General features: G+C 30.6%; 9 protein-coding genes. 4 read left to right on the plus strand and 5 right to left on the minus strand.

All coding sequences use genetic code 11. The features are described from left to right. The 5 genes from KKE07_02645 to KKE07_02665 form a co-directional block, all read right to left on the minus strand. The coding region (locus KKE07_02645) for a hypothetical protein (GenBank protein ID MBU4269753.1) at positions 1-355 on the minus strand (355 nt) is incomplete at its 3' end. Between the two features lie 14 nt (positions 356-369). Beyond that, the gene (locus tag KKE07_02650; protein ID MBU4269754.1) at positions 370-1,647 is read right to left on the minus strand and encodes a hypothetical protein; all 1,278 of its coding nucleotides are present in this window, start codon (positions 1,645-1,647) and stop codon (positions 370-372) included. 33 nt (positions 1,648-1,680) lie between these two features. Beyond that, entirely contained in the window at positions 1,681-4,572 is a 2,892-nt protein-coding gene (locus tag KKE07_02655; protein ID MBU4269755.1) for a hypothetical protein, read from the minus strand. A 92-nt stretch (positions 4,573-4,664) separates the two neighbouring features. Next, positions 4,665-6,227 (minus strand): murein biosynthesis integral membrane protein MurJ, encoded by a 1,563-nt coding sequence (murJ, locus tag KKE07_02660; protein MBU4269756.1) that lies wholly within the window; start codon positions 6,225-6,227, stop codon positions 4,665-4,667. Further along, a complete protein-coding gene (locus KKE07_02665) occupies positions 6,224-6,898 on the minus strand; it encodes an ABC transporter ATP-binding protein (protein MBU4269757.1) in 675 nt (224 codons plus the stop codon). The genes murJ and KKE07_02665 overlap by 4 nt, the downstream gene beginning before the upstream one ends. A 190-nt stretch (positions 6,899-7,088) precedes the next feature. Between KKE07_02665 and lon the strand changes: the two genes are divergently transcribed. The 4 genes from lon to KKE07_02685 form a co-directional block, all read left to right on the plus strand. Continuing rightward, positions 7,089-9,437, plus strand: a complete 2,349-nt coding sequence (lon, locus tag KKE07_02670) for an endopeptidase La (protein ID MBU4269758.1) — start codon at positions 7,089-7,091, stop codon at positions 9,435-9,437. A 149-nt stretch (positions 9,438-9,586) separates the two neighbouring features. Continuing rightward, positions 9,587-10,705, plus strand: a complete 1,119-nt coding sequence (locus tag KKE07_02675; GenBank protein MBU4269759.1) for a carbohydrate kinase family protein — start codon at positions 9,587-9,589, stop codon at positions 10,703-10,705. Continuing rightward, a complete protein-coding gene (locus tag KKE07_02680) occupies positions 10,698-11,642 on the plus strand; it encodes a PilN domain-containing protein (protein ID MBU4269760.1) in 945 nt (314 codons plus the stop codon). Before KKE07_02675 ends, KKE07_02680 begins: the two co-directional genes overlap by 8 nt. Before the next feature lie 140 nt (positions 11,643-11,782). After that, positions 11,783-12,869: S1 RNA-binding domain-containing protein (locus tag KKE07_02685; protein ID MBU4269761.1), on the plus strand; the 1,087-nt coding region annotated here is incomplete at its 3' end.

Consider the following 12,869-nt stretch of genomic DNA (forward strand, 5'->3'; position numbering starts at 1 on the left):
TACCGGCGAAAAAAGCAGCCCAACGACCCAAAATTCCGGCTTTTGTACTGTGAGTATGAACTATCAAATCCGGATGATTTTTTCTATTTTTTTTGATTAATTTTATAAGTTTAAAAAATAAATAAATATCTTTAAAAATATTTTTCAAACCAACTTCACGCTTAAATTCAGGTAAAAGATAAACAGAATCCAAATTTTTAACTTCACTAACTAATGGACCATCTGCACCTGAAATCAATCCGGCAAAGCCTCCATTCTTTTTAACTCCATCTAAAAGAGATAAGCAAACCTTTTGCGCACCACCAAGTTCAAGCTTTGTTATAATAAACAAAACATTTACTTTTTTATCGTACAATATCAAATCCAATCTTAAAAATTAAATCCAACTTGCCCACCAAAAGTATATAAATCAATTACACGTTTTCCTGCTATTGGTAATTTTGCAAACAAGCTAATTTGAGGTTTTACTTTATAATTACTATCTTGCTTAAATAAATCGCAATTTATTTGGAAAATAACATTTTGATAACTCCATTCTTGATATCTTTGAGCCGTGTTTATAATAGTATAATCAAAATTATTGGATTTAGCGGTCAAATCATCTGAGTCATGTCTAAAAAAATTGTATGCCAATTTTGCAGTAAAATAATTTGCAAAACGCTTTTGCATATATAAATTAAATTTCCAAATCATACCGGGACTTCTTGTTGCTTCACCTTTATGTAAAAGTAAAAAATCAGTTTGATTTGAATTAGTTTTTAATCTTCTAATTTTTGTATTATCAAGCGAAAAAAGCATTTCAAATTCCAAACCGGCTCTAAATTCACGAATAAAGGTTAAATCTATTCCTGCTGCAAATGGAATTCCCCACGAGCCGTCATTACCAATTGGCATATCCAAAATTTTATTTTCATCTGCCTGGTGGCCGGTAGGAATAGTAAGCCCCAACCTAAAATTAAGCCTTACATTTTTTAAATGTTCTTTTGCCTGTTTATAATCCATGTACCACCATAATTGCGCTACCAAATCAGAAAGAACAAAATGTTCAAAGCCGGTCAAATCCAGACCATCACCTAAATTTTTTACATTATTAAAAATATCGTCTGTTAAATGTTTATGCACATCTAAATCTGCAGACAAGACTTCTTTAGTTTGATCAGTCCACGATACATTGCTAAGTTTTGCATGCGTAAACGGTACATGAAAATATAGATCAAAATTTCCGGGTATTGTTTCTATAGGCAATTTATAACGAGTTTGAATATTTATATTTTCTTGAGAATATCGCCCGCCCAAATCAAAATGACCGCGAACACCATCATCTGTTGATGGATTATACGCCGGTATAAATAAATTTGCCAAATCATAAATATCGGAATCTTTTTCAGCGCCCATAAGCATTGCTAGACTTGATTCTGTAGAATTATAAATTTTTAACAAATCACGTTTATGTTCATTTAAATCTCTGGATTTTGTAGAATCACCAACCTCAATATTAAAAGACTGTTGTAATTTTTTATCTTTACAATCAGGCAACCTCCAATTTATATCATATGGTGAATAGAAATTTGTTGGAGTTATCGTAAAAACAAAATTATTTATACTTAATCCCAATAATATAAAAAATATAATATTTAAACGTTTCATTATAATTTTACCTTTATTTTACAAGGAAGTTTTTTATTCACTAACTCTAATACCCCAATCTCCGGGAACAATCCAAGCACCGGATGCCGTATTTAAAACCATTGCACCTGCATTATAAGCAGTACTTTCCAAATTCAAATTAATAGCAGTTTCAAATGAACGAACATTTCTTTGATTCGCTTGCATTCTAATCATTTTTAAATATTCAGTATTCCCCAAATGTTTAGGCATTGTTGTAAATCCCATAGCACCGTCAGTAATAAAATTAGTTCTCAATTCACCTTCTGAATAAAAATAATCGGTTCCGGAATTTTCATTTATAGCTGTTACGACACCATCTTTTACATCAAATCTGTAAATTGTCGCCAAATTTAAAGAAAGATCTGCCGAAAGTGCATATAAGTTACCATTGGTTGTATATCCACCCTTTTGAATATCAATAAAATTTAAATACGAAACAGGTGTAGAAAATAAAGAACCGGAATTCAATGAAACTTTTGTCCATACTGGAGTTTTATTTTCATCAGTATCATTTATAGCATTTGAATAAAATAAACCCTGAGTTGTTGCAACTAACAATCTTGTATCATTAACTTCACGCTTAAAACTAATCATATCAAGCAAATATCCAGGTGGAGGAGTAAGAGTCTTTTCATCCAAAGCGCTATTTGCAACATATTTAAATTTTTCTTTATCCGTCACAAATCTATAAATATTATCAAGAGTCATAACATAAAAATATGTACCGTTTGAATCACCTGCAACTTTTCTAACCTGCGAAAAATTACCGATTTCTTTAAAATCCCATGATGCCACTGCAGCCAAATCAACCGCCGCAGATCCAACTTGCCCATCCCACCCTGAACCATCAATATTTCTAAGTACAGTTAAGCCATTAAATCCGCCAACAAATAACCAACCCTTTTTATCTTCTTGAGATCTTGAAACATCTGCACAACAAATAGGTCCCAAATTATTAAGTGCAGAATCCTGAAGAACATAAACATTCGTATCTTTTACAAATTGATCTTGTGTTGGAGTAAAAGCACCACCGGCTATTGCAGCTCCTGTTTTTATTAATACAACTTTTTTATAACCAAGTGCAACCATAAAAGAAATCTTATCAGCAGCAGCTGTTCGTGCAATACTTTTAGTATTTTCATCAAAATTAAATATCTGGTGTACTCCGGCATTTGTTTGCAAAAATTCATCATTTAATAATTTCACCAAACCATTTCCCATAAGGCCTGAATTAGCGGAACCTTTACCCCATTGAGTAACTTTTACCGTATTTTTATCACCGGATCCATCTTGTGTTAAATACCAAAAATTGGCATTCATTATATCAAAACCAGATCCATAAACTTTATCTATATTTCCGATTACTCTCTGCCATGGAGTCCAAGCTCTTATATAACCGTTTAAATCAAATATTGGATTACTTCTAAAAATTCCTGATTCATGATTAACTGCAGACCTATCGGAAGCCACGCAAACATAAACAGCGTCATTTACTATAAATAAATCTGTAACCGTATCTGTTGTTTGAATTGGCAAATCACCTGCGCCAACGGTTGAAATTACTGCATCGGCACCTAAACTCAACGTCATTCCGGCATTATTTTGAACAATTAAATCTTTATTGTTTTTGTCAGCAATTTTACCAATATTTTGGGCATCAACAACAGTTCCATCACTTTTTTTAGATCCAAGAATTGGCAAAGCATAAATTTTATTTTTTATTTGAGAAACATCCGAAGATATTGAACTATTAACAATTAAATAATTTTTATTGGTACTTGTAACCATAGTTTTTAATTTGTATGTATCTGCATGAACAGCTGTTACAACAGTACTGCTGTAAAATCCGAAAATATTATTTGTTAAATCTGCGTTAAATAAATTTTTGTCCAAAGTCACGGCCGGCTCAATAGTTAATTTATTACTGTCAAAACGCCCAACCAATATTGAAACATCGCCTCCGGCAAGTGCATCATTGGCACGTTTTGCTCCAACAAGTCCAATAAATAATCTTTGTAAATTTGAATCAAAATACATATCACCAAAACTAACAGTGTTTCCGGCAGCTTGTTCAATTGCAAGAAGATCATCTGCCGTTAATTTCAATTGAACGGCTTTATTGCCATCCGTTCCATCTTGAGCATTAACAGGTTGCAATTTACTATCTTTTTGTATCAATACCGCAAAGCCCCCATCGCCTGAGCCAAAATTAGCTGCATTTTGTTTTACAGCAGCAACTATTTTATCCGATGTTGCAGCAAGGCCAACTACACCGGCTGTAGAATTTCCCGCAGCATCGTTTATCTGGTCGGTATTTGTTTTTACAGAACTTCCATCTGCAATATTATCTATTAAACAAACAAGTTTTTGTGCATCAAAATTTGTACCATCAACTAAAGTTGAATCTTGTAGAGTAACAACCGGATTACGTGATTGCAAAGTTAAAAGATCCACTCTTTTGTCATAAACAGGATTTGTCTTTTTTGCTAAAGCATCATTTTCTTTTATTCCGTTTAGATATGCAGTACTTGCAGCCAAAGGTATAAAACTTAAACTATTTGTATCGGGAGTAGAACCTCTAATAAGTTTTACTCGAACAATGGCCGAAGATGACGGTGATGCAGAATCCGCTCCCAAATAAAAATAATCCGCTCCGACAAAAGCAGTTTTTGCATAATTAACATCATCATCTATTTTTGCCAAATATCTGGTTATCTTTCCGTCTTCGTCAGTTTTTTCCAAAGACAGTAAAGCTCTATATTCTTTAAATTCTTTAGGTAACTCTATCTTATCTTTTTCTTGATCGGTTATGGTAAACCTATTTATAACTAAATCTAAAGAAGCAAAAATCTGACATGAAAAAATCGTGCTGAGAATCATAATAAATATATTACGCAACTTCACAGTTAATCCTTTTTTTTAAATTTTATACAAATCAATTTATTAAAAAGATATAGTAATATAACTTTTTGTTTAGCTCAATTTAAAATAAAAAATTACTTAGATAAATAGTAAATTTTTATTCCAAATAATTTTTTAGTTTTATAAAGTATTACAAATGCGGCTAATGCTATGGACATTGTAATTATCCAAAACCCCTGTCCATTTCTAAAAAAATCATAATAATTTGTATTTTTTAATAAATAAAAAAATGTTTTATATAAAATCGAACTGAATATAAATATCGCAGAAATTTGCAAAATATATTTAGCTAAAAAATTAAAATAATTGGCGAAATAAAATTTAAATCTATATTTTCTATATAAAAAATAAAAATAAAATAAAGTTAAAGATATACCGGAAATCGTTGTAGATGCCGCAATACCAAATACACCAAAATAAATCATGCCAACAATATTTAATCCAAAGTTGATAAAAGTTGCAACCACAAGCGCAATTGTTGGACTAACAGTATCATGCATAGCATAAAAAACATTAACCAATATTTTATTTAGTGCATAAAAAACTATTCCTATTGAATAAAGTATAAGCAACCATTTTGCTATTAAGGCATTTTCTAAAGATGTAACATTGCCAAACATTAAAATTGTAAAAATTTCTTCAGATACGAATATTAAAAAAATTGTTGCAGGTAACAAAAGCCAAGTAATAATTTTTGTTGTCTCTAAAATATGAAAATTTAATCTTTTTGGCGCATAAGAAGCACATCTTGAAAAATGTGGCAACAAAATTGTTGCAAAACTAACTGCAAAAATTCCAATCGGCATATTCATAAATCTTCCTGCATAATGAAGCATAGAAAGACTTCCTGCATTTAAAAACGATGCAATTGCCGTATCGATAAAAAGATTAATTTCTATAATACTTACACCTAAAAGACTTGGAATAAATTTGGACAGCACCGATTTTAAAGCCGCATAAGATTTATCAGTTGGGACACTAAATTTAAAATTATATTTAAAATAAACATATAAGTGCATTAAAAAAACTATAAGAGATGATAACAAAACACCAAAACATACGGTTGATACAGAAAATTTAAAATATAATGCACCAAATAAAAATGCTATAAATATAATATTATTAACTACAGGACCAAACGCCGGAATAAATACATGATTAACGGAATTTAAAGCTCCGGCAAGTAATGCACTTCCTGAAAAGAAAAAAATCATAGGAAATAAAATTCTTAAAAACGGTATTGCATACTTAAGTTGCTCTTGTGAAAAACCCGGTGCAGCAAAATATAATACTTGTCTTGGATAAATTGCAACAAGCGCAACCATTATAAGTACAATTCCCTCAAAAAATAAAAAGCTTAATGTCATTAAACCATTGGCTTGCTTTTCATCTTTTTCTCTAACTTTTCGCACAAAAACCGGAACAAATGCTGCAGAAAGAGATCCTTCAGCAAAAATTCGTCTTAAAAAACTTGGAATTTTTAATGCAGTTAAAAACGCATCTGAAATCGCACCAACACCTAAAATACGAGCAACTAACATTTCTCGAATAATTCCAAAAATTCGACTAAAAAAAGTTAATGTTCCAAACTGTGCAGTTTTTTTCAAAATAGCTTTTTTTGTTAAATTAAAACTCATTGTAATATTCCATCTTTCAATGTTAAAATTTTATCCATTCTTTCATAAACAGCTTTATCATGGGAACAAATAATTAATCCCATTCCAAATTCTTTTCGGCACAAAAGTAAAAGATCGGTAATAATTTGAGCATTTTTCGCGTCCAAGTCACCGGTTGGCTCATCAGCAAGCAAAAATTTCGGTTCATTAAAAATAGCTCTTAAAATAGAAACTCTTTGCAGCTGACCACCGGAAAGTTGCGTTGGGTAACTATCAAATTTATCCTCAAGCCCAACTTTATTTAACAAGAATTCTGCTTTTTGTACAGATTCTTTTTTTGTTTTACCTGCAATTAATCCAGGTAAAATTATATTTTCAATTACAGAAAGCTCTTTTATTAGATAGTGAAATTGAAAAACAAAACCAAAATTACTATTTAAAAAAAGCTCTTTTTGTTTCTGGTTAAGCTCAAAAATATTTTTTTGTCCCCAAAAAATTTGACCTTTAGTAGGCAAATCAAGTCCGCCTAATATATGTATCAGCGTTGATTTTCCACTACCTGAAGCACCGGTTATTGCATAGGTGTTTCCTGTTTGAAATTCAAAATTTATTCCATTCAATACATTTAATTCTTTTTCTCCTGACCAAAAACTTTTAAATATATTTTTAACCTGCAAATTTAAATTTTCCACAAGTATTCCTCTCGATTTATGTCCTAATTCTAAACAAATTATAAAAGATCAAAAACATTACGAACCTCGATTTTAAAAACTAAATTCGGTTAATATCAATATTATTGAATTATACCAAAATTTTTTTTTATAATGCATTTGTAAACACAGGGGAAGTTTAGGGGAAAAAAAATTGGTGGGAGGGGCACAAATGAAGAAAACAAACAAAAAGCAACTACAGGAAAAAATTCCTAATTTAATACCGATAATTCCTACGATCGATGTAGTTGTTTTTCCCAACATGGTCGTACCTCTTTTAATTTTAGATGAAAAAATTATAGAGGGAATCAATAAATCTCTTGATGGGGATAAAAAAGTTTTACTTTTGGCTGCAAAACAGCCGGAAAACAGTTCCGGTCCAATAGGTGTTGAAGACCTATATAAAGTCGGAACAATTGCAAATATAATGCGTACTATGCAATTACCTGATGGCGGAATAAAAATTCTCGCCCAAGGTATGGCAAAAGCAGAAGTCGAAGAAATAGAACAAGACGAAACCTCTTTATATGCATTAATAAAACCTATAGATATTGATACGAATAAAGAAGATCAAAACAAACTTATAACATTACAAAGAAAAATAATCGCTCTTGTCGAACAACTTTCTGCAACAGGCAAAATATTTGGCCCGGATTTTCAAATATTACTCTCTCAAATGGAAGAACCTGAACGAGTTGCCGAATTTATAATTTCACATTTAACAATGACAGTTACTCAAGCGCAAGAACTTTTAGAAAAAAAATCGATGATCGAAACCTTTGAATCAATATATGATCAATTAACAAATGAAATAGAAATAAGTAAAGTTCAAGATAATATTCAAAATAATACAAGAGAATCAATAAATAAATCTCAAAGAGAATATTTTTTGAGAGAACAATTAAAAAGTATTCATAAAGAACTAGGTGATGAAGTTGAATCCGATATGGAAGAAATGAAATCTAAAATTGCAACTCTTCCAATAGAACAAGAAGCAAAAGAAGAAGCAACCAGGCAATTGCGCAGATTGGAAAGAACAAGCCCGGATTCGATGGAATCAACCGTTTTAAGAAATCACATTGAATGGATAATAAATTTACCTTGGGGTGTTTACACCAAAGACGATATTGATATACCAAGGGCAAAAAAAATTTTAGATGAAGATCATTACGGACTCGAAGTTATAAAAGATAGATTGTTGGACTTTTTATCCGTAAGAGCATTAAAAGATGATTGTAATACGCCAATATTATGCTTTTCTGGCCCTCCGGGTGTTGGAAAGACATCTTTGGGAAAATCAATAGCCAAAGCGCTTGGAAGAAAATTTATAAGATTGTCTCTTGGCGGAGTACATGATGAATCGGAAATTCGCGGACACAGAAGAACCTATGTCGGAGCATTACCAGGAAGATTTATTCAAGCAATAAAAAAAGCCGGCAGCATGAACCCTTTAATTATGATTGATGAAATAGATAAAATTGGTCAATCACAAAAAGGCGACCCTTCTGCCGCATTACTTGAAGTTTTAGATCCGGAACAGAATAATACCTTTTATGACAATTACATGGGAATACATTTTGACTTATCAAAAACACTTTTTATAACAACGGCTAATGATCTATCCAATATTCCCGGTCCACTAAGAGATCGTATGGAAGTAATACAACTTCCCGGATACACACATGAAGAAAAGATTGAGATAGCTAAAAGACATTTAATAAATAAAGCCATAGAAAAATCAGGCTTAATTGATAAAGGCTTTAGTATTGCCGATTCAGTTCTTACTGAAATAGTTATGGGATACACAAGAGAATCCGGCGTTCGAGAACTTGAACGATTTGTGACAAAATTATGTTCAAAATTTGCCAGAGCTTTGGTTGAAACCAAAACAGGTATAACTTTTGATTCTGAATCTTTAAGAAAATATTTAGGACCAAAAAGAATTTTAGACGAAGACAGTAATCACATAAATAAAATTGGTGTAACGAACGGACTTGCATGGACTCCATATGGAGGAGAAGTTCTTCAGGTGGAAGCTGTATTAATGCGCGGAAACGGTAGACTGCTACTCACCGGACAACTTGGTGATGTCATGAAAGAATCTGCTCAAGCTGCAGTAACATATGCAAAAGCTCATGGAGATATGTTCGGTATAAATCTGGAACTTTTTGAAAAATATGATTTACATATACACTTACCCGCAGGTGCAATTCCTAAAGACGGTCCTTCTGCCGGCATAACACTTTTATCATCAATACTTTCAGCTTATACAGGTCAAGCTGTAGATGCAGACTTTGCTATGACCGGAGAGCTAAATTTACAAGGTAATGTTTTACCAATTGGTGGATTAAAAGAAAAAATACTTGCAGCCAAAAGACGTGGCCTAAAAAATATCATTTTACCTAAATCAAACAGAAATGATTTAGAAGAATCCGATGAGAAAATATATAACGGTATAAACGTTTTCTGGGTAGATGATGCAAAAGATGTTTTAGACAGAGTTTTGGTAAAAAAGATATAGTAAAACTCCTAATCGACACAAGTAGATAACCCGATGTTTTTACATCGGGCTATCTACTTTTTTATATTATTTCTTTTTATAACTTGATTTTAAATCTCTAACTAATTTAGAATACTTATATAAAATTTTAATATCATTTGGGGAAGATTATGAAAAAAATATTAACAATAGGCGGCTCAACGCAAGACATCTATCTTAGATATGACGGTGCCGACTATATGACAATTAACCAAAAATTATGTGAATCAAAATATATTCTTTTAAAATCAGGCGACAAAATAGAAGTTGATAACATTTTATATTTTACCGGTGGAGGCGCTACCAATTCTGCCGTATCTTTTAAAAGACTGGGATTTGATGTTTCATGTTTTACAAAAATAGGTGATGATCAAGCCGGTCAACAAGTTATAGATGATTTAAAAAGTGAAAATATAAATTGCAAAAATATAATAAAAACAAAAGAAATTCAAACCGGAACATCATTCGTAATACATACGACATCAAAAGAAAGAACCATATTTGCATATCGCGGTGCAAACGGTTTTATAAAAAAAAGTGAAATACCATTTGATGTTATAAAAAAATCTGACCAGATCTATATTACATCTCTAAGCCATCATTCTTCGCAAATTTTGCCTGAAATAGTGAAATTCGCAAGTAAAAATAAAATTAAAGTAGCAATTAACCCAGGTATAAGCCAATTATCACATGGAACATTAAAATTAAAAGAATCTTTAAAATATATAAACACTTTAATTATGAACAGCGATGAAGCAAAATCATTTATGATCGCACTAATAGAAAATGATAAAATATATAAAGAAATTTTAAAAGAATCCAAATGTGAAAACGTTTGCATACAAGATAATTCAATTAAACCTGTGTTGCTGGAAAAACCAATATTGCATCAAGATTACTATTTTAGTATTCGAAAATTTTTTAAAGAAACACTAAAAATGGGTCCTGAGATTGTTGTAATCACAGACGGCGCCAATGGAGTTTACGCTGCATATAAAAATAAAATATATTTTCACCCAAGCATAAAAACTCAAATAACAGATACCTTGGGTGCCGGCGATGCTTTTGGATCATGTTTTATAGCAAGTTTACTTTCAGATAAAAATATAAAGCAATCTCTGTTTAATGGTATTACAAACAGCTCATCAGTTATAGAAAAAATGGGAGCAAAACCGGGGCTTTTAACAAAAAAACAACTCAATTCAAAAAAAATAAATTTAAAATTAATTCAAGAGTTCGATCTTGATTAAAATAAATTTATTTTCAAAGAAAATATTGCTAATTAAAATACAAGAAAAAGCTATAAATATATCGCAATTAATAGACCAAAATGATAAATACAAATTATTTAACACTCAAAAAATAGCTTTGGATAATTTAGAAATTTTAGATAATAAATTATTTAACTTTTCGCAAATATTTTTAATCATAAAAAATTACTTGAATTATTTTAAAATAAAAAAAGCAAAAACTATAATAATTTTAGAAAAAGTGCCAACAGATTTAATGCTTTTACAAATAGTTTTACTTATATCTAAAATCGGCTTAAAAATTGCAAAAATTATAAATTTGAACAATTTAACGAAAGACGATAATATGCTTGATTTTTTAAATAAAAAAGAAATTGATAATAATCTTGATTTTTTCAAACAATTTGAAAAACCAAATAAAAAAATTAATATTTTTTATTTTTTTATAATTTTATTATTTGCAAGCATTGAAATAATATTTTTTTCAAAGACTTTAAATCAAAAAAATATTTTAATTAAAAATCTTGAAACACAAATAAATGCTATTTCGCTCCAAACGCAAACGATTAAAAAAGAACTAAAAATCAAACAAGATTTAACTGCCAAAAACGAAAATTTGGCAAAAAACATAAAAAAAATAGATCTGCATAAAATCAAAAACCAAAAATTATACTCAATTTTATCGAGCTTACCCCAAATACTTCCAAAACAAACTAAATTAACAAAAATAGCTTTTGATAAAAATGCTAAACATAAAAAACAACTATTGCTTTTGGGCCAAAGCTTAAAACAAGAAGAAATCTCTATTTTTGCCCAAAATTTGGAGAAAAATATAAATTTAAAAAAAGTAAAACTATTAAATATACAAAAAGAAAAAAAAACTGCCCTGGAATCAGTTTATAATTTCAAAATCAATTGTCTTATAAAAAGTCAATAAAACTCTGCCCGCCATTGCATTAGAAATAATTATCTGGTACAATCTTTTGTATTGTTTTATATATATGTTTAACCCATTAACCATCAATAAACAGTATCTATAATAAAAAATGTTTTTGATGTTACGTAAGGATCGATTAGATGCAAAATAATTCTAACGAAGAATTAATATCTCCTCTTCTTAATACAGAGCTTCTTGATGAAACGTTTCAATTAAATGAAAAAGAACTTGAAGATCTCTCTGCTCTTTATAAAGAAACTTTACACAATTTTGAAGTTGGTAAAATAATTAAAGGCAGAATTTTACATAAAGAAAATAACGGTGTAACAATAAGTATTGACTATAAGTCAGACGGTTTTATACCAAGTTATGAATTTTCTGAAATTGAGCTTAAAAGACTTAATGTAAATGATGAAATAGACGTTATATTGGATCGCGTTGAAGATGAATTCGGAAACGTTGTTCTTTCTTATCAAAAAGCCAAAGCTATCAAGGCTTGGGAAATTATTGCCAATTTAGCTGAAAAAGACGAACCTGTAACCGGTGTTGTAACACACAAGGTTAAGGGCGGACTTAGCGTTGACATTGGAATTCCTGCTTTCTTGCCAGGTTCACAGATAGACACACAAAGAATTACAAATTTTGATCAATTTGTAGGTCAAGAAGTTACCGGTAAGATCTTAAAAGTAAATAAAAAACGTGGCAACGTCATAATGTCCAGACGTAAATATCTAGAAGAACAAAGACAAGTTGATAAGAAAAAAGCCCTTGAAAATATCGAAATCGGCCAAGTTATTCAGGGTATCGTCAAAAACATTACAAGTTATGGTGTATTCGTTGACGTTGGTGGAATTGATGGTCTTTTACATATTACAGACATGTCATGGGGACGAATTACACACCCTAGCGAAATGCTAAAAATTGGCGATGAAGTAACTGTAAAAGTTCTTTCTTTCGACAAAGAATTTGAAAAAATATCCCTTGGTATTAAACAATTATTTGATAATCCATGGGCAGAAATCGATAAAAAATATCCTGTTGCAAGTATTATTAAGGGTAGAATTTCAAGTATTACTGACTACGGCCTATTTGTAGAAGTAGAAAAAGGCGTTGAAGGTCTTGTACACATATCTGAAATTTCATGGACTGAAAGAATTACAAATCTTTCGAAACATTACAATGTTAACGATCAAATAGAAGTTAAAGTTGTAGCTCTTGATAAAGACA

The organism is Candidatus Dependentiae bacterium, from assembly GCA_018897535.1.
In the GTDB taxonomy this organism is placed as follows: Bacteria; Babelota; Babeliae; order Babelales; family UASB340; genus UASB340.